19 protein-coding genes are annotated in these 20,067 nt (G+C 68.9%); 9 read left to right on the forward strand and 10 right to left on the reverse strand.

All coding sequences use genetic code 11. The annotated features are described in order from the left end of the window. Nucleotides 1–19 precede the first annotated feature (19 nt). The gene (locus MLE42_RS12700) at nt 20–1,402 is read right to left on the reverse strand and encodes an IgA Peptidase M64 (RefSeq protein WP_243288260.1); all 1,383 of its coding nucleotides are present in this window, start codon (nt 1,400–1,402) and stop codon (nt 20–22) included. Between the two features lie 45 nt (nt 1,403–1,447). Between MLE42_RS12700 and MLE42_RS12705 the strand changes: the two genes are divergently transcribed. Together MLE42_RS12705 and MLE42_RS16200 are read left to right on the forward strand one after the other, a co-directional pair. Further along, the gene (locus MLE42_RS12705) at nt 1,448–1,747 is read left to right on the forward strand and encodes a YhbY family RNA-binding protein (RefSeq protein WP_243288261.1); all 300 of its coding nucleotides are present in this window, start codon (nt 1,448–1,450) and stop codon (nt 1,745–1,747) included. Nucleotides 1,748–1,795: 48 nt separating this feature from the next. Beyond that, complete coding sequence (locus MLE42_RS16200) at nt 1,796–3,892, forward strand: FHA domain-containing protein (RefSeq protein ID WP_275975904.1); 2,097 nt, start codon at nt 1,796–1,798, stop codon at nt 3,890–3,892. Between the two features lie 8 nt (nt 3,893–3,900). On the opposite strand, the gene MLE42_RS12720 is transcribed toward MLE42_RS16200, so the two are convergent. Continuing rightward, nucleotides 3,901–4,458, reverse strand: coding sequence for a 5-formyltetrahydrofolate cyclo-ligase (locus tag MLE42_RS12720; RefSeq protein WP_243288262.1), 558 nt, complete (start codon nt 4,456–4,458; stop codon nt 3,901–3,903). Between the two features lie 68 nt (nt 4,459–4,526). On the opposite strand from MLE42_RS12720, the gene MLE42_RS12725 reads away from it, so the two are divergent. After that, nucleotides 4,527–5,729 carry a phospholipase D-like domain-containing protein gene (locus MLE42_RS12725; protein ID WP_243288263.1) on the forward strand — a complete coding sequence of 401 codons (1,203 nt, stop codon included), beginning with the start codon at nt 4,527–4,529 and terminating at the stop codon, nt 5,727–5,729. A 9-nt stretch (nt 5,730–5,738) separates the two neighbouring features. On the opposite strand, the gene mqnE is transcribed toward MLE42_RS12725, so the two are convergent. The 7 genes from mqnE to MLE42_RS12760 all read right to left on the reverse strand — a co-directional run bounded on the left by mqnE (nt 5,739) and on the right by MLE42_RS12760 (nt 13,882). Further along, nucleotides 5,739–6,866 (reverse strand): aminofutalosine synthase MqnE, encoded by a 1,128-nt coding sequence (gene mqnE, locus MLE42_RS12730; RefSeq protein ID WP_243288264.1) that lies wholly within the window; start codon nt 6,864–6,866, stop codon nt 5,739–5,741. Between the two features lie 66 nt (nt 6,867–6,932). Then, nucleotides 6,933–8,672: a sensor histidine kinase gene (locus tag MLE42_RS12735; RefSeq protein WP_243288265.1), complete on the reverse strand. Its 1,740-nt coding sequence runs from the start codon at nt 8,670–8,672 to the stop codon at nt 6,933–6,935. A 41-nt stretch (nt 8,673–8,713) separates the two neighbouring features. Next, complete coding sequence (locus tag MLE42_RS12740; RefSeq protein WP_243288266.1) at nt 8,714–9,739, reverse strand: quinone-dependent dihydroorotate dehydrogenase; 1,026 nt, start codon at nt 9,737–9,739, stop codon at nt 8,714–8,716. Beyond that, the gene (locus MLE42_RS12745) at nt 9,739–10,095 is read right to left on the reverse strand and encodes a hypothetical protein (RefSeq protein ID WP_243288267.1); all 357 of its coding nucleotides are present in this window, start codon (nt 10,093–10,095) and stop codon (nt 9,739–9,741) included. Before MLE42_RS12745 ends, MLE42_RS12740 begins: the two co-directional genes overlap by 1 nt. 7 nt (nt 10,096–10,102) lie before the next feature. After that, a complete protein-coding gene (locus MLE42_RS12750) occupies nt 10,103–10,765 on the reverse strand; it encodes a CoA transferase subunit B (RefSeq protein WP_243288268.1) in 663 nt (220 codons plus the stop codon). 46 nt (nt 10,766–10,811) lie between these two features. Then, entirely contained in the window at nt 10,812–12,104 is a 1,293-nt protein-coding gene (locus MLE42_RS12755) for a capsule assembly Wzi family protein (RefSeq protein ID WP_243288269.1), read from the reverse strand. After that, nucleotides 12,101–13,882 carry a peptidylprolyl isomerase gene (locus tag MLE42_RS12760; RefSeq protein ID WP_243288270.1) on the reverse strand — a complete coding sequence of 594 codons (1,782 nt, stop codon included), beginning with the start codon at nt 13,880–13,882 and terminating at the stop codon, nt 12,101–12,103. Before MLE42_RS12760 ends, MLE42_RS12755 begins: the two co-directional genes overlap by 4 nt. An 82-nt stretch (nt 13,883–13,964) precedes the next feature. On the opposite strand from MLE42_RS12760, the gene MLE42_RS12765 reads away from it, so the two are divergent. Next, a complete protein-coding gene (locus tag MLE42_RS12765; RefSeq protein ID WP_243288271.1) occupies nt 13,965–15,113 on the forward strand; it encodes a glycosyltransferase family 9 protein in 1,149 nt (382 codons plus the stop codon). A gap of 196 nt (nt 15,114–15,309) precedes the next feature. Further along, complete coding sequence (locus MLE42_RS16395) at nt 15,310–16,164, forward strand: glycosyltransferase family 9 protein (protein WP_420843098.1); 855 nt, start codon at nt 15,310–15,312, stop codon at nt 16,162–16,164. Here the strand turns inward: MLE42_RS16395 and MLE42_RS12775 are convergent. Beyond that, entirely contained in the window at nt 16,093–17,145 is a 1,053-nt protein-coding gene (locus MLE42_RS12775; protein WP_338029973.1) for a glycosyltransferase, read from the reverse strand. The genes MLE42_RS16395 and MLE42_RS12775 overlap by 72 nt on opposite strands. On the opposite strand from MLE42_RS12775, the gene MLE42_RS12780 reads away from it, so the two are divergent. The 4 genes from MLE42_RS12780 to rfbB form a co-directional block, all read left to right on the forward strand. Beyond that, nucleotides 17,038–17,781, forward strand: coding sequence for a sugar phosphate nucleotidyltransferase (locus MLE42_RS12780; RefSeq protein ID WP_243288274.1), 744 nt, complete (start codon nt 17,038–17,040; stop codon nt 17,779–17,781). The genes MLE42_RS12775 and MLE42_RS12780 overlap by 108 nt on opposite strands. Nucleotides 17,782–17,783: 2 nt before the next feature. Next, entirely contained in the window at nt 17,784–18,284 is a 501-nt protein-coding gene (locus tag MLE42_RS12785; RefSeq protein ID WP_243288275.1) for a dTDP-4-dehydrorhamnose 3,5-epimerase family protein, read from the forward strand. Then, nucleotides 18,284–19,123: a dTDP-4-dehydrorhamnose reductase gene (gene rfbD, locus MLE42_RS12790; RefSeq protein WP_243288276.1), complete on the forward strand. Its 840-nt coding sequence runs from the start codon at nt 18,284–18,286 to the stop codon at nt 19,121–19,123. The genes MLE42_RS12785 and rfbD overlap by 1 nt, the downstream gene beginning before the upstream one ends. An 84-nt stretch (nt 19,124–19,207) precedes the next feature. Then, nucleotides 19,208–20,067: dTDP-glucose 4,6-dehydratase (gene rfbB / locus MLE42_RS12795; protein ID WP_243288277.1), on the forward strand; the 860-nt coding region annotated here is incomplete at its 3' end.

Consider the following 20,067-nt stretch of genomic DNA (forward strand, 5'->3'; position numbering starts at 1 on the left):
ACTTCCAGACCCGCGTCCGCTATTTTGCGTACTGCCGGATGACCCGCTCGATGGCGGCCCGGCACGCGGCGCAGAACCCGACCTCGTCGCGGGTGAACATGAGGCAGTCCTCCTGGCTTCGGAAGTAGCCCTTGGCCTCGTAGTTGGCACCTTCGAAGGCGCCCACCTTCCCGCTGTGGGCGTCGGTGCCCAGGAGCTTCGTCTCGAAGACCTTCTCCCGCGCGAAGAGGGCGTCCATCTCGGACTCGGGCTTGTTCGCGGCGCGGATGGAGCGGCGCTCCTTCTGGTAGGCGTGGCTGTGCGCTTCGAATTCATCCTTCTTCCAGGGGGAGGGCAGGGGGACGCCGGGGCTGAGGAGGGTGCCCCACTTGGGCTGCTTCGGGTGGGCGGTGACGTTGGGTTCCCAGGGCTCGGGTCGCTCGGGGCTGTTGGTGAGGGCCACATCGGAGGTGTAGTACTCGTCCGCCAAGCCCGCGAAGTGGTGGCCGAACTCATGCACGAACAGGTAGCCGATGGTGCTGTTGCCCGCGGAGGCCGTGCTGTAGAGGTTGTGGATGCCGCCGCCGCCATAGGTCTCGGAGTTGGTGAGGATCTCCACGAACTCGTAGGGGGCCTGGGCCGCGATGTCGCGCCAGGTCCGGTTGTCGAAGGTCAGCACGTAGCGTTCGCTGCCGAAGGCGTCATAGGTGGCGCCGAGCGGAGAGCGCTTGTGGACGCCGGTGGAAGGCCGGGAGATGCCGCTCTCCTTCGCGGGCGGGCAGAGGGCCCAGACGTTGAAGTCGTTGCGGTGCTCCTTGAAGGGCGTCTGCTGGAAGAGCAGCTCCATGACCTTGCGCGCCTGCTGCTCGAACTTGCCCCGCTCGGCGGCCGTGTAGCCGTCGCCCAGGATGAGGAAGTCCACTTTGTCCGCCGGATCGCCGGCCTTCTGGAGGGCGAGGAGGGCGCCGGCTTCGGGAGCCGGGGCCCGCTCGATGAGGGGGTCCTTCGGATCGAGGTCGAAGGTCCAGAGGGTCCGGAAGGCGTTCTTGGCATCCCGCTTCTTCACCTGGATGCGCACTGGCGCGTCGGGCTGGGGGAAGCGCAGGGATTCGGAGAAGCTCCGGCTGAGGGCCTTGGCCTCGTCCGTGGTCTCCCATTCCCCGAAGATGCTGGCGAAGCCGCGGGAATAGAGGAGCTTCCCCGTGGCCTTGTCGGCCACCTCGAAGCAGTACTTCCCGAGGTTGCTGGTGTCCACGGCCTTGGCGAGGTCGCCGGGCCAGGGCAGGGGCTCCAGCACCACGCGGTCCACGCCGAAGCGTTCCGAGGCCGCGTCACCGGTGTGGCCGTAGTCCACCCGCAGGGTGCGGGGCGGGGCAGCCAGGCAGGCCAGGGCCGTGAGGGAGAGCAGCAGGCGACGGATCATGGGGGCACCTCGCCTTCGAGGATAGACTGGTCCGTGGAGATCCAAATGCTCAGCTCGAAACAGCGCCAGTTCCTCAAGGCCGAAGCCCATCACCTGAAGCCCGTCATGCATGTGGGCAAGGGCGGCGTGTCGCCGGCCCAGGCCGCGGAGCTGGACGTGATGGTGGACAGCCTCGAACTGGTGAAGATCAAGATCAACCAGAACAGCTTCGAGGACGAAGCCTCGGCCGCCGTGGCCCTCTGCGCCGCCGTGCCGGGGCTGGAGCATGTCTGGACCATCGGCCACACCATGCTGTTCTTCCGGCCCAGCCGCACCCACGACACGCGGTATCCTTTGCCCGCCTGATCCGAGTCCGACGCCCATCCACCCCAGGAGCCCGCCCGAGGAGTTCCGATGCCCTACTTGTCATGGATGGAGGGGAGCCAGCCCTTCAGGCATGCCGTGGTGGAGGATCCCTGCGTCCTGGGCCGCGATTCCGTGGCTAGCGCCGTCGCGCAGCCGGCCCTCGGCACCGTGTCGCCGGCTCATGCGGCCCTGACCCTCATGGGTGGCGTGTGGCATGTGAGGGATCTGGAATCGGCCAATGGCACCATGCTGAACGGGGTTCCGGTGGACCCTTCCCAGGCCCGCCCCCTGAAGGACGGGGACGAGCTGGTCCTCGGCTCCTGGCGGATGTCCTATACGGAGGGGTTCCCTGGGCTGGATGGGGTCACCTTCGCGGAACGGGTGGGAGACCTCTTCGACGAGATCCGGCTCCACCCGGAACGGGGCGACTGGTGCTTCGCCGACCTGCAGCAACTCTACCGCGCCACCGAGAGGCTGCTGGCGGAGGTGGATTCGGGCGACCTGGAGAGGGCGCTCCTGGAGGAATCCCTCCGCCTGACGGCAAGCGACCGTGGATCCTTGGTCATGCGGCACGAGCCGGGCGGTTGGCGCGCCGTCCACCATGTGGGTGCAGACGGGGCCGGGACGGTGCCGCCGCCTTCCGTCCTGGACTACGTGGCGAGGGAACACACGGCGGTCCTGTCCAATCAGCCTTCGGCGGACCCGAGGTTCGAACGGGCCGATCCGCTGGAGGTCGGGCCCGGCCCCTTCCTGTGCGCGCCCCTGAGGGTGGAGGGCCACGGCGTCTGCGCCTTGTACCTGGAGCGCGAGGCCGGCGGGCGGCCCTTCAGCCGCCTCGAGCTGGCCACCCTCCAGGCCTTCTCCCGCCGCGGGGCCCTGGTGATCCACCAGGCCCGGCTCCAGCGCCGGGCCATCGACCAGGCGGAACAGCAGGGGGAGCTGCTGCGCCTCCGGAGCCAGGTGCAGCGTGCCGAGGAATGCCGAGGCGAGCTGTTCGCGGCCATGGCGGCGTCCTTCCGGCGCATCCAGGGCTGCGTGCAGGAACTGCCCGAGGCGGCTGGCGGGGTCATCCGGTTCCAGCTTGAGCGGCTGTTCACTCTGCTGGACCAGGGCCCATGCGACGACCCGGCCGGCGCAGTGGGCGGCCATCCCTTCGCCCTCGCGGCCCTGCAGGAGGAGCTGGCCAGGCGCTGGGCCCCGCTCCTGGCCCTCCGCCAGGTCGAGTGGAGGGTCGCCCCGCCGCCGGACGGCGCTGCGTGGTGGCCGGAAGGTCCGCTTCTCCAGGCCCTGGACGGCCTGGTCGAGCCCCTGATCATGCAAGTGCCCCGCGGGGCCGAGGTCGCCCTCCAGTGGGAGCGCGAGCCGGGGTACCACGTGCTCCGGATCAGCCTCCCCGCCGTGGGGCGGAGCCCTGCCGACGGATGGAGCCAGCGGATCCTGAAGGAAGCGGGCCTCCGGTGGCGCTGGACGGACCGGGCGCTGGAGGTGCTCCTGCCCGAAGGGCCCGAGGAGATGCCGGAGGAGCCCGCTCGGCCTCTCCTGGGGCTGGTCAGTGAAGATCTGGGCCTGGTGGGCCTCTTCCAGACGGTGGCCGAAGCGGGGGATCTGATGCTCCACCCGCTGGAGGCCGAGCCGCCCGCCCCGCCCCAGCCGATGTACCGGTTCCTGGTGATCGACGCCAAGGGCGACCAGGAGCCCGAAGGAACCATCCGGGCCTACCGGCGCCATCCGTCCTTCGCCACCACGCCCATTCTGGTGGTCCGCTGCTCGGATGAGGACACACAGCGCCTCATGGAAGCCGGCGCCACGGATTGGCTCGCCGACGGATTCCGCTGGGAGACGCTCCACCAGCGCCTCCGGGTTTTGCGGGGCCACACGGAGCTGAGGCAGAGGGCCCTGGCGGCCGAGCGCCTGGAATCCTTCCGCCAGATGGCTGGCACCCTCAAGCACGAGATCAACAACCCCCTGGCGGTCATCTCGATGCAGGTGGAGATGCTCCAGCGGAAATACCCCGAGGAGGCCAAGCTCGCCAAGATTGGCGAGATGGTCGACCGCATCCAGAGCCTGGTGCAGGTGCTGCAGAAGATGCGGGAGACGCCCACGGAGGGCTATGCGGACGGGTCGAGCATCCTGAAGCTGGGGTAGGGGAGCTCTCAGCTCTCAGCTCTCAGCTGTCGGAAGCCGCGCTCGCTGAGGAGGGCCTGCACAGGCCAGTCGTGGGGGTCCACGGGGACGGGCAGGTGCATCTGGGCCTCGAAGCCCACGCCCACGGTCAGGATTTCCTCCGGCAGCTTTGCGAGGAGGGCGTCGTAAAAGCCGCGGCCGTAGCCGATGCGGTAACCCTCGTCGTCGAACGCGAGTCCCGGGACGAGCAGCAGCTGTACCGGCGGAAGGAAGTGCTGGGCCAGGGCCGGCTCGAGGAGGCCCCAGTGGCCTTTCTCCAGGGGTTCCGTGCCCCAGGCCAGCCGGGGGGGCTGGGTTGAAGCCACTCTCGGGAAGAACCAGAGCCAGCCCGGATGGGCCGCCACCGCGGGGCGCAGGTCGATCTCGGAGCCGAAGGGCCAGAAGGCTCCCACGCGGGTCAGGCGGCGGTCGCGGCAGAAGCGGTCGAGGTGGGTGGCGATGGCCGCGGACCAGTCGGCGCGGGATTCCGCCGGCAGCGCGTCCCGGCGGGCCTTGAGGTGGGCGCGGTACTCGGCTTTGGTTTCCACGCCTTCACCTCACCAGACCAGCGCCCGCCCCGTCAACGGAGTATCCTCGCACCTGGAGCGACGCCGCCATGACCCCACGTTCCCTGCTGCTGCCCCTCGCCGCCAGCTTGGCTTTCGGTGCCTTCCAGCCCGCCCGGGCGCAACCCGGGGACCAGAGCCCGGTCCCCAGCACCTCCCTCGTGCAGTCCGTTCCGGCCGAAACGGGCCTGGCGGATCCCACCCTGGCCTTCGCCAAGGATGCCTGGGTGGCGATGATCCGCGAGGCGAAGACCAGCGTGGATGCCGCGGAGTTCTACGTCACCAACCGCCCCGGCAGCGCCCTGGAGCCCGTGCTGGCGGAGCTGGAGAAGGCCGGGGCCCGCGGGGTGAAGGTCCGCTTCTTGCTCTCGGCGAAGATGCTCGACCAGGACCCCGCCTCGGTGGCCCGGATCCGGACCATTCCCGGCGCGGAGGTACGGAGCTTCGACCTGGCCGGCGTCTCCCGGGGCATCCTCCACGCCAAGTACTTCGTGGTGGACGGCCGTGAGGCGGCCCTGGGCAGCCAGAACTTCGACTGGAGGGCCCTGGAGCAGATCCATGAGCTGGGTGTCCGAACCACGGATCCCCGGATCGTCACCCGGCTCACGGAACTGTTCGCCCTCGACTGGGCCTTCGCCGGAAGCCGGAAACTGCCGGACCTTCCGGGCCGGTCCGTCCCCGTCCTCCGGCCCGACACGGAGCTGGTGGCCAGCCCGCCTTTCCTCACGCCGAAGGACATCCGGCCCGCCATCGACGCCCTGGTGGAGCTGATCGGCCAGGCGAGGCAGAGCGTGCGGGTGCAGCTGCTGACCTATTCGCCCATCGCGGGGCAGGACCGCTTCTGGCCCGTGCTGGACGATGCCCTGCGGGCCGCCGCGGTGCGTGGGGTCCATGTGCGCCTGATGGTGTCCGACTGGGTGCTGGGCGGCCGCGCCCTGCCGCACCTCAAGGCCCTGACGCTGATCCCCAACCTGGAGGTGAGGGTGGTCTCCATTCCCGAGGCCAAGGAGGGCCACATTCCCTTCGCCCGCACCGTCCACAGCAAGTACCTGGTGGTGGACGGCATGCACCTGGCCCTGGGCACCAGCAACTGGGAGGAGAGCTATTTCACGGATTCGCGGAACGTCGAGCTCATCTTCCGGGATTCGCCCCTGGCCGCCCAGGCGGCGCGCATCCATGAGCGTCTGTGGAACAGCCCCTACGCCTTCCCGCTGGACCCGGTGAAGACCTACGAGAAGCGCAAGGTGGACTAGGCAGCCGACCTAGACGTGGGCGTAGACGTTGTAGAGGTTGTCCCGCTCCAGCGCCTCGAAACCGGCGTCTTCAATGAGGCGCATCAGCTCGTCCCGCTTCAGGCCCTGGGGCGTCTTGGCGCCGGCGTCATGGGCGATCTCCTCGGCGATGACGGTGCCGTCCACGTCGTCCGCCCCGTAGCTCAGGCCCGCCTGGGCCAGGCCTGGCGAGATCATCACCCAGTACGCCTTGATGTGCGGGATGTTGTCGAGGAGCAGGCGGGCCACGGCGATCTCCCGCAGGTCCTGGGTGCCCGTGGTCTCGTGGATCACGTGGGTGGCGCTCAGCTCGTTGTCCTCGTTCTGGTAGGCCAGGGGGATGAAGGCGAGGAACCCCTGGTAGCCCGCAGCCTGGGAACGATCCTGCAGGTCCCGCAGGCGCAGCAGGTGGTCCACCCGGTGCTTCGCCTCTTCGATGTGGCCGTAGAGCATGGTGCAGTTCGTGGGCAGGCCCTTGCGGTGGCAGAGCTCGGCCGTGTCGAGCCACACCTGGGCGTCCTTCTTGCCGATGCAGATTTTCTCGCGGAGTTCCTCGTCGAAGATCTCCGCGCCGCCGCCGGGGCAGCTCTCCAGGCCCGCGGCCATGCAGCGGTCCAGGAAGGCCTCGGTGCTGAGGCCCGAGATGCGGGCGTAGTAGTCCATCTCGATCATGGTGAAGACCTTGAGGTGGATGGACGGGAAGCGCGCCTTGATCTTCGTGAACAGGTCCTCGAAGTAGTCGATCTTCAGCTTCGGGTTGTGGCCCGAGGTCATGTGCAGCTCGCGGACGCCCGCATTCTCGGGCTTCTCCAGCTCCGCGATGATCTGCTCGGCCGAGAGGGCGTAGGCCCGGGGATCGCCCGGCTTGGCCTGGAAGGCGCAGAACTGGCAATGGGTGAAGCAGACGTTGGTGTAGGACAGCCGCCGGCTCATCACGTAATAGGCGGCGCGGCCGTTCTTCTGGAGGCGCACGTGGTGGGCCATGGCGCCGACGCCCGTGAGATCCGGAGTCTCGTAGAGCAGCAGGCCGTCGTCAAAGGTCAGGCGTTCGCCGCCCAGCACCTTGTCCGCCAGGGGCAGCAGGCGCGGGTCGCGGATCTTCGAATGGAGTGACAACATCGAAACCTCGAACCCCCAGTGTAGCGCCGTGGGGCTTGGGCTCCGAGGCCGGATTCGGAGGGCCGCTCAGGAAGCTCGCGGCAGGCGGACCTTGAAGAGGGTCCCGGCCCCGGGGACGCTGATGAACCGGATGTCGCCCCCGGCCTTCTCCAGCAGCGACTTGACGGAGACCAGGCCCAGGCCCGTGCCCGCGCCGGAGCCCTTCGTGGTGAAGAAGGGCTGGAACACCTGGTCCTGGAGTTCCTCGGGGATCCCGCAGCCGGTGTCCTCGACCTCGAGCAGGGGGCCCAACCCGGATTCGTGGACCTGTGGTGCCCGGGCCCGCAGGGTGATGACGCCACCCCCAGGCATGGCGTCCCGGGCGTTGCTGATGAGGTTGACCAGGATCTGCTCCAGCATTCCCTGAGTGCCCCGGAAGGGCAGTGGACCGTCCGCCGAGCCCAGGCGCAGCACCTGGCCCCGGTGCAGGAGGGCCTGGAGGAGGGGCTGGACGGCGTGCAGTTCATGAGCCAGGTCCATGGGGCCCGGAGGGTCGGGCACCTGACGGCCCAGGGCCAGGAGCCGGGCGCTCAGGGAGGCCGCGCGGTGGGCCGTCTCCTGCAGCTTGGCCAGGTCGCGGCGATCCGGCGGCCGGCCTTCGTCCACCTGGAGGACCAGGAGCTCCGCGCGGCTCAGGACGGCGGTCAGCAGGTTGTTCATGTCGTGGGCCAAGCCTGCGCCCAGGGTGGCGATGGAGTTCATGCGCTCGGTGCGGAGGAGCATGGCCTGGGCCTTCTCCAGCGCCTCGGTGCGCTCTGTGACCCGCGTTTCCAGATGGCGCGAGAGGGAGGCGATGTCCCTCAGGGCGAAGTACTGGCGCGCCAGGAGGACCACCACCAGCCCGAAGGCGAGCCACACCAGGACGACCCGATGGCCCAGTCCGCCACCCGTGGCCAGCAGCCAGACTCCCAGGAAGGTGGCTCCCAGGACGGGGATGTAGGGCAGCAGGGGCACGAGGCGCTCCTTGACCGCGGCGCTTCCGGGCGGGACATCCACGGGGCGGGGGGACAGGGCCGCGGCGAGCTGGACCAGGGGCACGGCCCAGATCAGCGGACCCACGGCCAGGTGGAAGACGGCGGCGCCTGAGAGCACGTCCATGAGCCAGATGAAGTTGTGCAGGCTGGCGAGCAGGAAGGCCACCGCGAGCCAGCCCATGGGCCCTCTGAAGCGGGTCGGCTCCTCCATGCCGAAATAGACGGTCAGTCCCAACAGGAGGTCGTAGACCAGGAAGGTGCCCAGCCACATCAGGCGGTCCACCAGTGGGAACTGGCCGCCCAGGAAGACGGGCCCCAGCACCAGGCCCCAGAGAACGAAGAACACGGACAGGGCGAAGAGCAGACCGTCCAGGCCGTGGCGGATCCGCCGGAACCGCGTTCGGGGCCCGAGGTGCCAGCTCAACAGGGCGCCCACCAGGAGGAAGGTCCCGACCAGTTGCAGGGCAATGGAGGCGCTGTGGGCCGCGGGCGGAAGCGGGAGGCCCAGCATCACGGGGATGCGGGTGGCCTGGATGAGCCCGTTGATGGCCAGCGACAGGGAGAGGATCCACCACCCCCGGGCCTCGGACGGGAAGCGGCCGGCCCGCCGGGCCGAGGCAACAGAAGCCGTGAAGACCAGGACGACAAGGCCGGCCAGGATGGCGGCGGTCCGTGGCCGGCCCGAGAGCCCGAACTGGATCGCGGCACCCGCCAGGACCGCGGCACCGGTTCCTGCGATCAGTGCGGGGCTCCAGCGGCGCGCGGCGGGGCCTTCCGGGAGGGCATGGTCCATGGAGGCAGTATAGGGCCTGATGACTCGCGTAGGCCCCGCGCTCAGCGCCCCGCAGCCAATCCCCGGTGGATCCGTCCGGGGAGACGCGGCCCCTCGAAGATGAGGGCACTGTAGATCTGGGCCAGGACGGCGCCGTCATCCAGGGCCCCCTGGACGTCCTCCGCCGACCCCAGGCCGCCGCAGGCCACCAGGGGCAACCGATCCCGCAGGGCCGCGAGGATGCGGCGCCGGACTTCGCGGGCCTTGGACTTGAGAGGAACACCGCTGAGGCCGCCCGCGCCCTTGGATTCGACGAGGGCTCGGAGCGGTTCGGGCACCACGCCGCGGTCCAGCGTGGTGTTGGTGGCGATGAGGCCGGAAATGCCCGAGGCCACGGCCACTTCGACGATGGCGTCCAGGTCCTCCGGTGCGAGGTCCGGCGCCAGCTTCAGCAGCAGGGGCTGGCGCTCCAGGCCCATCTCCTTGCGCAAGTCGAGCATGCCACCCAGCAGGGGCTTGAGGGCCTCGGGGGCCTGGAGGTTCCGCAGGCCCGGCGTGTTGGGGCTGCTGACGTTCAGGGCGATGTAGTCCACCTGCGGCGCGATGAGCCGGTAGGCGGCGCGGTAGTCGTCCAGGGCCTGGGTCTCGGGTGTCTCCTTGTTCTTGCCGAGGTTGCCGCCGACGATCAGGCCCGCGGGGCGGCGCTTCAGGCGCCCGGCCACCACCTCCGCGCCCTCGCTGTTGAAGCCCATGCGGTTGAGGATCAGGCCCGCCTCGGGAAAGCGGAACAGGCGGGGCTTCGGGTTCCCGGGCTGGGGGCGCGGGGTCACCGTGCCGATCTCCACGTGGCCGAAGCCGAGGCTCTGCCACAGGGGCAGCAGGGTCGCACCTTTGTCGAGGCCCGCCGCCAGGCCCAGGGGCGTGGGGAAGTCCAGGCCGAAAGCCGTCCGGCGCAGGGAAGCGGGATGCTCCGGCCGGGGCAGGACAGGAAGGGCGCAGGCCGCTGCCCCCAGCCGGAAGGCCAGGTTGTGTGCGGTTTCGGGGTCGAGGCGGAAGAGCAGGGGCCGCAGGGCGGCGTACAGATCCATCACTTGACCGAGACGGTGGCCGTGGCGGTGATCTCCGGGAAGTCCTCGCGGCGGACCTCCACGTGGTAGGTTCCGGCCGTGGCAGGGGCGGTGTAGAGGCCGGCGCCCGTGATGCTTCCCCCCTCGGGTTCCACCACGCGCCACCCGACCGGCTGGCGCATGTAGCGGACGCCCTCGGGATAGTTGATCTCCGCCTGGAAGGCCTGGGTGGCGCCGCGGGCCAGGCTGATGGCCACGGGGCGGAGGCTCAGGGAAGGCTTGAAGGGCTCTTTGGGTTTGGCGGGCATGGTGTCTCCCGGGGTGGTGCAGGCGAGAGCCAGCAGGAGAGGAGCGAAGGATAGGGCGCGCGTCAGCATGGGAACCTCACACTCCGGTCATTTCGGTCACGCGATCCATCACCAGGGGAGGCTCTGTCCGGGCCTGGACCTCCTCCCGGGTGACGCCCGGGGCCACCTCCACGAGCCGCAAGCCCTCGCGGCCGGGCACCACGTCGATGACGGCCAGGTCGGTGATGATGCGGTGGACGCAGCGCTGGCCCGTGAAGGGCAGGGTGCACTTGCGGAGGATCTTGGGCTCGCCGTCCTTGCTGGTGTGCTCCATCACGACGACCACCCGCTTGGCCGAGGCGACAAGGTCCATGGCGCCGCCCATGCCCTTGACCATCTTCCCGGGGATCATCCAGTTGGCGAGGTTGCCCTCCATGTCCACCTGCATGGCGCCGAGGATGCTGAGGTCGATCTTGCCGCCGCGGATCATGGCGAAGCTGTCCGCGCTGCTGAAGAAGCTGGCCCCCGGCGCCGTCGTCACCGTCTGCTTGCCGGCGTTGATGAGGTCCGGGTCCACCTCTTCCGGCGTGGGGAAGGGGCCGATGCCCAGGAGGCCGTTCTCGCTCTGGAGGATGACCTCCATGCCCTCCGGGATCGCGTTGGCGATGAGGGTGGGGATGCCGATGCCCAGGTTCACGTAGTAGCCGTCGCGCAGTTCCTGCGCCGCACGGCGGACGAGCTGATCGCGGGACAACGCCATGCGGACCTCGAGAAGGGGGACCAGGATAGCGCAGGCGGCCCGGGCCTCAGAAGACGCGGAAGCTCTGGAAGAGGCTGAACGTCCAGCCCCAGCGGACGGAGGATCCCGGGACCTCGTCCCGCCGCGAGGCCAGGGAGGCGCCGATCCGGCCCGTGGGCGTGCGCCACTGGGCCTCGCCCTGGAGGAACCAGAACCCTGGGGCGAGAGGAGAGGCCGAGGTGCCCCGCACCCCCCGCAGGCGCCCTTGGCCTTCGAGGAAGAGGGGCATGCCGAGCTCCACCGTCCGGGTGATGGCCTCGCGGCCGAAGGCGGCGCCCAGAGGGTCGCCGAAGGTGGAGGAGCCCGCGAGGTAGGCTGGCTGGCTGAAGGTTCCGGAAGGGGCTGACGGGCCGGCCCCGGCGTACTCGAGTCCGACATCCCAGCGGTCCCAGACCAGCTGGAGCCCGCCGAGCGAGCGGGCCGGGGTCAGCGTGAGGGCCCGGTTGTCCGGGGCGGCACTCCGGGACAGGTGGATGGCTGCGCCCCGGGCCCCGACGAAGCGGGCCAGGACGGGGATCCGCACCTTCACCTCCGCCAGGCTCCAGGTCCTGGCGGATGAGGCGGGAGCTGTCCGGCCGGCAGGGTCCTCACCACCTTCCATCCGGACGGATCCAAGGCTGGCCTCCAGCACCGAGCCGAAGGCGGCCCGGAGCATGCCTCCGTAGATCCACGGCCGGCGAAGATCCAGCCCGCCTGCCTGCGCCGCGAGGCGGGCCCCGCGATCAGGGATCCAATCGGGGATGGGGCGATCGGCTTCCAGTCGGCCGGCAAAGGCTTCGGCCCGCCCGCGCCCGAAGGGCAGCGAAGCTTCGGGAGTGCTCCATGAGAGGCGGGGGAAGGGACGCGCGGCGTCGCCCAGCAGGTCGCCACCCTCGAACCCCGCTCCCCAGTCGAACGGCTGTTGTTCCAGGGCCAGCCGCCATCCTGATTCCCACCGGTAGGCGATCGCGGCGCGGAGGAGGTAGCCGCGGGTCATCCCGCCGACCCGCAGGCCCAGGGCCGTGGCGGCCACGGACCAGCCTCCGCTGACGTAGCGGCCCTGCAGGCCCAGCCCCCAGCCCTCCACCGCCCGGCCCAGGCCCTCGCCCCCGACCAGCGGCGCGTACCGGCCCTCCGATCCCGCTCCTCCCAGGCCCACTTCCAGGGATGGGAGGGCTAGCGGCGGAAGGGGTTCCTCGCCGGTGGTCCAGGTCCGCTGCGCCTGTCTGAGGGCGGTGGCGCCATCCTGCAGCACGGGTGCCTGGGCGCACAGCCCGGTCGCCAGGCTCATCACCGTGAGGTGGAATGGCCAGCGCCTCACGGTTCCAGCACCTTGACGGACAGGATCCTCGCGCCCAGTTCGAGGTCATCGAGGATCTTCATGGCGGCATCCAGGTCCTCCACTTCGCCCATCCGTGTGTATTTTCCCGTGAGATGGGGGGTGGCGTTGGTGGTGATGAAGAACTGGCTGCCGCCCGTGTCCTTCCCCGCGAGCGCCATGCCCACGCTGCCAGGGCCGTACCACTCGAGGCTGTCTTCGCAGCGGACGGTGTACCCGGGCCCGCCGTCCATGGTGTCGAAGGGCGAGCCCATCTGCACCACGAAGTCCGGGACCACCCGGGGCACCAGCCGGCCATTGAAGTAGCCCTTCCTGGCCAGCAGGGCAAGGTTGGCGACGTTCATGGGGGCGACGGCGGGGTCGAGGCGGAGCGTAATGCTGCGCTTTCCGCTCAGGGAAATGCGAAGCCGGAGGGGCTTGCCGCGCTCGGTGAGACGGGTGGCCTCCCTGAGGATCGCGGCGTCGGTCACGGTGGGTTTCGGGGCTCTGGGCCAGGGTGCGGCGGGATCCAGCTTCACGAGAGCCTGGTAGGCCTCCCAGCGGCAGGTCCAGCTGGGATGCTGCAACCAGGGGCGAAGGTGGGCTTTCTGTTCCTCCCGCGGCAGCTTCCAGCGGGCATAGCTCTGGATCAGCGTCTGCTGGGGCTCGAACTGGGCGTCGCTCCAGACGCGCCTGGTGAGGACCTCCAGATCGGCGGGGGCCGATGGGAGGTCCTCGATGCCGGCGGCGCGGGCGGTGGCGTCCGCTCCGGCGAGAAGGCGCGCCCGGATGAGGTCCGCCCGGACGGGGTTCTGGATCCGCAGGGCGGGGAGGAGGGTGCCCATCATCAGGGGGGTGGTGGCGCCGAACGGAGCCTGCTGGTCCACCAGTGTCCGCAGGCCGGGCAGGGGGGAATCGAGCTTGGCCAGGGCCTGGAATCCGTACCACTGGGCCAGGGGGTGGGTCGCACAGGGCCAGGGGCCGCCCTCCACGTTGAAAGCCTCCGCAGGCGCAGGCCTGGGTACCCCCTCGGCCAGCCTGGACAGGATGCCGACGCAGGCCATGTCCAGCGTCGCCTGGTCGGGACGGGCAAGGCCGAGCCTGGCCCAGGCTGGGGATTCCGGCGTGAGCGAAGTGAACGCCTTCAGTGCCAGGTCCCGGCGCTGAGGCCATGGCGCACGGTTCCACGCATCCATCAGGGCCAGAATGCTCCCGGGCGTGGCAGGCACCGGCGGCAGGAGCTGCTTCTCCTTTCCCGCCATCACCAGCCGCAGCCGAGCCGCTTGGGCGCGGACGGGATCCACCTTGCCGGCCTTCTGGAGGGCGTCGAGAAAGGCCTGGAGGCCGGGGGAGATCTCGGCGCCGTTCAGGCGCGCCGTGGCGAGGGACGCCTCCAGGTGCAGGTGTCCGGGCCAGGTGGCGGCATCCGCGGCGACGAGGCCGTCGAGGGCCATGAGGGCTTTCGGGCTCTTGAAGCGGTCCAGGAAGAACAGGGCATCGAAGCGCTCGCGGGGTGTTCGGGCCTCGGCGGCTTTCGCCAGCCACAGTGCCTCGGTGGGTTGGTCCAGCTCCGGCGGCAGCAGGGCCGGGGCACCGGGAGCCCCGATACGACGGATCGCTCGTTCCAGGCGGGCCCGGTCCGCCGGCGCCAGGGCCGCTTTCTGCGCATCCGTGAAAGCCAGGGGTTGCCGGGCCCATTCGGCCCGTATGGCGTTACGGGCGGTGAAGCCGGAGGGCTGGGCAAGCAGGGGCAGGCTCAGACTGAAGAGGAGGCGGCGCATGAGATCCTCGGGAAGCCTACATGCTACCGGCAGGGCCCCGTACCGGTCCGGCGCTTCGGGCACAATGGAGATTGGAGGTGGCGTGGTGGGCAATGGCAAGCCGGGGCATGAACGGTTGAGGGAAGCCCTTCCCGCCTTCGAACAGCCTGAAGTCTGGATCCGGTTTCCGCGACAGCTCGGCGATGTGATCTTCTCCATCCCCTTTCTGTACGCTCTCCAACGCGCGTGGAACGGCATCGCGGAATCCCAGGGTCGGAAGATCCGCTGGGTGGCGGTGGGGCACGCCATCGGCGCAGCTGTCTTCAGCGAGGCCCACCCTGACTTCATCGCAGAGAGTGTCATCGAGGCCCGCCGGGACCAGAAGCCCGATCCCTGGGCGCTCGTCCGGCGCTGGCGGAAGCAGCCTCCCGTGGCATTCGTGAACCTCAGCCAATCCGCGCGGCTGGCCTTCGCAGCCTGGCTGGCGCGGGTGCCTCTCCGCGCAGGCATCGCGGACAACCAGCTCTCGGTCCTGTACCACTACCCCTTCGCCTACCGGGATCTCCCCATCCACCTGGTGCGCCGGTATGAACCACTGCTGGAACAGTTGACCGGCAGTTCGAGGCTGGAGTGGATGCCCATGGGGCCGGAGCGCCTTGGGGGCCTGGGCGGGCTCGAGAAGCTGCGGGCGGCCGGGTGGAAAGGTGGCCCCTATGTCACCCTTTCCTACGGCACACGAGGCTTCAACAAGCGCTGGTTCCCCGAGGTGCCCCAGTGGACCGGATTCGCTCAGCTCGCCAAGGCCAACGGCTTGGAGGTGGTCTGGCTCGGGGGGCCGGACGAGATCGAGTTGGGGAAGCGCCTTGCGGAGCTTTCCCCGGGAACCCTGAACCTGACCGGCCAGACCTCCATTCCCGAGGCCTGCGCCATCCAAAGCCGGGCCTGGGGCAATGTGGCCGTGGATACCGGACTGGCGCACACCGCAGCTGGGACGGGACGTCCCACGATCACTGTGAACGGCGCTTCTCCCGAGCACCTGATCAATCCCCTGGGACCCTTCGCCCTTTCGGTGCGCGGTCCCTGCATTGATGTGGCTGATCCGCAGCCGCTGGAGGGCGAGGTGGACATGAACAGCACCGCCTACCGGGTTTCGCCGCTGCGGGTGTGGAACCTCCTCCAAGGACTTGTCGCGGAATCCGGCGGGCGGATGCTCGATCCGGTTCTTCCGGAGGCCATCCGTGGACGTTCCTGAGGGGGCTCTCTGGGTCCGCATGCCGCGGTTCATCGGAGATGCGATCATGATCGCTCAGGCCGTGGCGTCAGTCCGATCCCTTGGCCATGACCTCGTGGCCTGGGGCCCCGCGCCGGTAGTGGAACTCTTCGAGGGTGGGGCGGAGCCGTTCCAGGCAGTCGTGCCCGATCCGGTGGCCAAGCCCCAAGTCTTCTCCATGGCTACCCTGCTCAGGCAGCACCAGGCTGCGGGTGTCCTGAACTTGCCGCGAAGCCTGCGGGCGACCTTGGCGGGCCTGCTGGCAGGCTCATCTCTGCGCGTGGGGTGGGCGTCGGGGCTCACCGCGCTCCTGCCTAGCCATGGGCTGGACTACCGGAAGCTTTCAGGCCACCAGATGGATCGCTACCGGCAGCTCTTGGACAGGGCATTCCCGCCCCAAGGAGAGGCCCATCCCCTGGTCTTCCGGCCCAGGACAACCTCAGTGCAGGCGGCCCAGGATCTCCTGGCTTCCCGATTGGAGGGGGCTCCTTACGCCACCATTTCCCTTGGCGCCATGAGCTGGAGCAAGCGCCTGGGCGATGACCGGGTGGTCGATGTGATACGCCACCTGGATCAAGCTGGTCTGCGGACCGTTCTGCTTGGCGCTCCGGGAGAGGACCAGGCACATGCGGCTCATGTGAGCGAGCAGGCGCCCGGGGTTGTCGACCTGACCGGGGGGACCCCGCTTTCGGTCGCGGCCGGGGTCCTTCTCGGCGCCCGGGTCGCCGTGGGCAACGACTCCGCGCTCAGCCACCTGGCCGCGGCCTGTGGTGTCCCGGCGGTGGTCATTTTCGGTCCCACGGATCCGGCCCTGACCTGCCCGCGGGGACCCTGGGTCCGTGCGGTCCGAGATGAGTCTCTCCCATGCCTGGTCTGTCAGCAGGGAGCCTGCCCCGTGGAAGGCCATCCGTGCATGAAGGGATTGGATCCCAGCCTGATCTGCCGCGCGGTGGACGAGGCGCTAATAGCGGGGGTCCCTTCCTCGGCGGTTGCGGGCGGCCGCGAGCAGACCATCGAACGTGGGCTTCAGTAGCCGCCACCGGCCCTGGAAGAACCGTTTCTGTAGAAGGTCCACTCCCATCAGGAGGCGGGCCAGCCCTTTCTGTGGCTGGATTTCCCTGTGCAGGAACAGGCGGTTCCTGACACCGTAGAAAACCGTCAGCGGGGATCTCCGGCCTGTGGTGGTCCCGCGTTCGTGAGAGATGGTCCGGTCCAGAAGGGCCATCGGTAGGCCCAGGCAGTGGGCCCGGTGGCAGTAGGCGGCGTCTTCGTAGTAGAGGAAATAGTCGGAAGGCCAGGGGCCAATTCGCTCCCATTGCGCGCGGGATACGAACAGAGAAGCGCCGCTAAGGCTTTCGCGGGCGGTGAGGTACCTGCATCCCGGAGGGGGGAGCGGGAAAACTGGCTGGGGAAGAGCGTACCAAGCTGGGTGGCGGTCGGGTCCGATGCTTCGCCCTCGCTCGCGCTGGGTGTGTCCCCAGAAGGCGACCTCCGGGTGGCTCCTTGCCAGCGCGGCCAGTTCCTCCAGCATGGGAGTTTCGATCACCGCATCGTTGTTGAGGAACCAGACGCATTCAGCTCCCTGCCGGAAGGCTTCTTCCGCCCCCAGGTTGCACCCGGCGCCAAACCCTGGATTCTCGTGAGCCGAAAGGATTCGCAAGGCTGGATGGACGCCTTCGAGGGCCAGGGCCAGGGCCAGGTCCGGACCCGGACCGTGATCCACCACGATCGCCATATGTGGGGAAGGCTCGTGCAGGGCGAGAGACCGGAGGCATCGCTTGGTCGCCGCGGGGTCTCCGTAGTGGACGAGTACCACGGCATGCGAGGATTTTACGGATGTCCCGGAACTGTGGGAGAATGCAACGCTCATCAACGAGGGCGCCTGTTCTGAGGTGGACGTGTGGATATGAAGGGTGTCGTTCTGGCCGGGGGCACCGGCTCCCGTCTGTTCCCGCTGACCAAAGTGACGAACAAGCATCTGCTGCCGGTGGGCATGGCCCCCATGATCTGGCATCCGCTGTGGAAGCTCAAGGAGGCGGGGGTCGAGGAGATCCTCATTGTCACGGGCACCGAGCACATGGGTGACGTGGTGGCGCTGATGGGATCGGGCAAGGACTTCGGCTGCCGCTTCACCTACAAGGTCCAGGACGAGGCCGGCGGCATCGCCCAGGCCCTGGGGCTGGCGGAGAACTTCGCGGGGGGCTCGCCCATCTGCGTGATCCTGGGGGACAACATCTTCCAGGACAGCCTGAAGCCCGAGGTTGAGGCGTTCGGCAAGCAGGGGAAGGGCGCCCGCATCCTGCTGAAACCCGTGGAGGATCCCCAGCGCTATGGCGTGGCCGAGGTGAAGGACGGCAAGGTATTGGGCATCGAGGAGAAGCCCAAGGCGCCGAAGTCCAACCTGTCCGTGACGGGCATCTATTTCTACGACGCCACCGTGTTCGACATCATCCGCACCGTGAAGCCCTCGGGCCGGGGCGAGATGGAGATCACGGACGTGAACAACGCCTACATCGCCAAGGGCCAGCTCAGCTTCGGCACCTTCCAGGGCTGGTGGACCGACGCGGGCACCTTTCCGAGCCTGGCTCACGCCAACGAGCTGGCCATCCAGGAGGCGACGCCGTTCCCCGTGGCCAACGGGAGGAAGTAGCCATGGCATTCCAGAAAGGCCCCATCGAGGGTGTGGTGATCACCTCGTTCCGCAAGTTTGTGGATGAGCGCGGCTGGCTGGCGGAGATCTTCCGCCACGACGAGCTGCCCGCCTGGTTCCGGCCCGAGATGTCGTACGTGAGCGTCACCAACCCCGGCGTGCTGCGGGGACCCCACGAGCATGTGGATCAGGCCGACCTCTTCTGCTGGGTGGGCCCGGGCGACTTCAAGCTCACCCTCTGGGACAACCGCCCAGACAGCCCCACCTACCGGAACCGCATGGAAGTGGCCATGGGCGCCAACAACCCGGGTTCCGCCATCATCCCCAAGGGCGTGGTCCACTGCTACCGCTGCATCAGCGCCGAGCCCGGCTTCGTCATCAACTGCCCCGACCGCCTGTTCATGGGGCAGGGCAAGGCGGAGCCCATCGACGAGATCCGCCACGAGGACGATCCCGAGAACCCGTTCGTGAAGGACGAGCGGGCCCGCCGGGTGCACGCCTGATGCGGGTCCTCGTCACCGGCGCCTCGGGGCAGCTGGCCCACGCCATCCGCCTTGTCTGGACGGACCACGAGCTGATCCTCCCCGAGGAGTCGGTGCTGGATCTCTCGAAGGAGGAAGCCATCCATTCGGTGGTGTCCAGCGTCCGCCCGGACGTGGTGGTCAACTGCGGGGCCTTCACCCAGGTGGACCGCTGCGAATCCGAGCCGGAGCTGGCCCAGAAGATCAATGCCACCGCCGTAGGGTGGCTGGCGGAGGCCTGCGAGGCGCAGAAGAGCATGCTGATCCAGATCAGCACGGACTATGTCTTTGATGGCACCGGCACACGGCCCTACCGGGAGGACGATCCCACGAACCCGGTGTCGGTCTACGGCCGCACCAAGCTGGAAGGCGAGCGCCAGGCCGCCCGCTGCACCCGGCACCTCATCGCCCGCACCAGCTGGCTCTACGACGCCTGGGGGAAGAACTTCCTGAACACCATGCTGAACGCCGCCGCCCAGGGCCGGGCCCTTCGCGTGGTGGACGATCAGCGGGGGGCGCCCACCACCTGCCGCGCCCTGGCCCGCCAGCTCAAGGTAGCCGCCGAGCAGGGCTGGCAGGGCCTCGTGCACACCACCTGCGCCGGCGAGACCACCTGGCACGGCTTCGCGAAGGCGATCTTCGAGGGCAAGGGCATCACCGCCGACCTTCGCCCCTGCACGACGGCCGACTACCCCACACCCGCCAGGCGCCCGGCCTATTCCGTCCTCGATGGCGCCCATCGCCGTGCCCTCGGCCCCGACCTCATGCCCGACTGGCGCGACGCGCTCCAGGACGTGATCGATCATCCCGATCCCGTCTGACCATCCTGGCTTTTACCAGTGTTCATCAGCCTGTATCAGTGTTCATCGGTGTCCAGCATCTCCCCTTCTCGTTGGTGATCCCCCATGCCTGAAACCATCCTCATCACCGGCGGCGCCGGCTTCATCGGCAGCAACCTGGTGCACCGCTGGCACCGGAACCATCCAGGCGACCGCATCCTGGTGCTGGACAAGCTCACGTACGCCGCGGACCCCAAGCAGATCGAAGGCCTGGACCGGGTGGAGCTGGTGGTGGGCGACATCCAGAACCTGGAGCTGGCCCGCCACCTCATCGAGAAGAACCGCGTCACCAAGGTCTTCCACCTGGCGGCGGAAAGCCACGTGGACCGCAGCATCACGGGCCCGGCCGAGTTCATCCAGACCAACCTGGGCGGCACCTTCGCCATGCTGGAAGCCGCCCGCCAGGCCTGGGCCGGCCAGAAGGACTGCCGCTTCCTGCACATCAGCACGGACGAGGTGTACGGCTCCCTGGGCGAGACGGGCAAGTTCTGCGAAACCATGGCCTACGCCCCCAACAGTCCCTACAGCGCCAGCAAGGCCGGCAGTGACCACCTGGTGCGGGCCTACCACCACACCTACGGCCTGAACGTGGTGACGACGAACTGCTCCAACAACTACGGCCCCCGCCAGCACCCCGAGAAGCTCATTCCCCTGGCCATCACCCGCATGGCCAAGGGGGAGCCCATCCCCATCTACGGCGACGGGATGAACATCCGAGACTGGCTCTACGTGGAGGACCACTGCGCCGCCCTGGAGACCGTCATGCTCAAGGGCACGGCCGGCGAGACCTACTGCGTGGGCGGCGATAACGAGCAGACGAACCTGTCCCTCATCGATCTGCTCTGCGACCTGGTGGATGCGCATCTGGGGCGCGCGGAGGGCACCAGCCGGAAGCTGAAGACCTTTGTCCAGGACCGCGCCGGTCA

Origin of the sequence: Geothrix terrae, from assembly GCF_022808775.1 — a bacterium.
Taxonomy (GTDB): domain Bacteria; phylum Acidobacteriota; class Holophagae; order Holophagales; family Holophagaceae; genus Geothrix; species Geothrix terrae.

Coding starts and splice junctions, on each gene's coding strand:
- rfbD (WP_243288276.1), top strand. CDS start 18,284: ATGCGGGTCCTCGTCACCGGCGCCTCGGGGCAGCTGGCCCACGCCATC.
- MLE42_RS12725 (WP_243288263.1), top strand. CDS start 4,527: ATGACCCCACGTTCCCTGCTGCTGCCCCTCGCCGCCAGCTTGGCTTTC.
- MLE42_RS12745 (WP_243288267.1), bottom strand. CDS start 10,095: ATGCTGACGCGCGCCCTATCCTTCGCTCCTCTCCTGCTGGCTCTCGCC.
- mqnE (WP_243288264.1), bottom strand. CDS start 6,866: ATGTTGTCACTCCATTCGAAGATCCGCGACCCGCGCCTGCTGCCCCTG.
- MLE42_RS12705 (WP_243288261.1), top strand. CDS start 1,448: ATGCTCAGCTCGAAACAGCGCCAGTTCCTCAAGGCCGAAGCCCATCAC.
- MLE42_RS12740 (WP_243288266.1), bottom strand. CDS start 9,739: ATGGATCTGTACGCCGCCCTGCGGCCCCTGCTCTTCCGCCTCGACCCC.
- MLE42_RS12700 (WP_243288260.1), bottom strand. CDS start 1,402: ATGATCCGTCGCCTGCTGCTCTCCCTCACGGCCCTGGCCTGCCTGGCT.
- MLE42_RS16395 (WP_420843098.1), top strand. CDS start 15,310: ATGGCTACCCTGCTCAGGCAGCACCAGGCTGCGGGTGTCCTGAACTTG.
- MLE42_RS12735 (WP_243288265.1), bottom strand. CDS start 8,672: ATGGACCATGCCCTCCCGGAAGGCCCCGCCGCGCGCCGCTGGAGCCCC.
- MLE42_RS12750 (WP_243288268.1), bottom strand. CDS start 10,765: ATGGCGTTGTCCCGCGATCAGCTCGTCCGCCGTGCGGCGCAGGAACTG.
- MLE42_RS12780 (WP_243288274.1), top strand. CDS start 17,038: ATGAAGGGTGTCGTTCTGGCCGGGGGCACCGGCTCCCGTCTGTTCCCG.
- MLE42_RS12785 (WP_243288275.1), top strand. CDS start 17,784: ATGGCATTCCAGAAAGGCCCCATCGAGGGTGTGGTGATCACCTCGTTC.
- MLE42_RS12775 (WP_338029973.1), bottom strand. CDS start 17,145: ATGCCAGATCATGGGGGCCATGCCCACCGGCAGCAGATGCTTGTTCGT.
- MLE42_RS16200 (WP_275975904.1), top strand. CDS start 1,796: ATGCCCTACTTGTCATGGATGGAGGGGAGCCAGCCCTTCAGGCATGCC.
- MLE42_RS12760 (WP_243288270.1), bottom strand. CDS start 13,882: ATGCGCCGCCTCCTCTTCAGTCTGAGCCTGCCCCTGCTTGCCCAGCCC.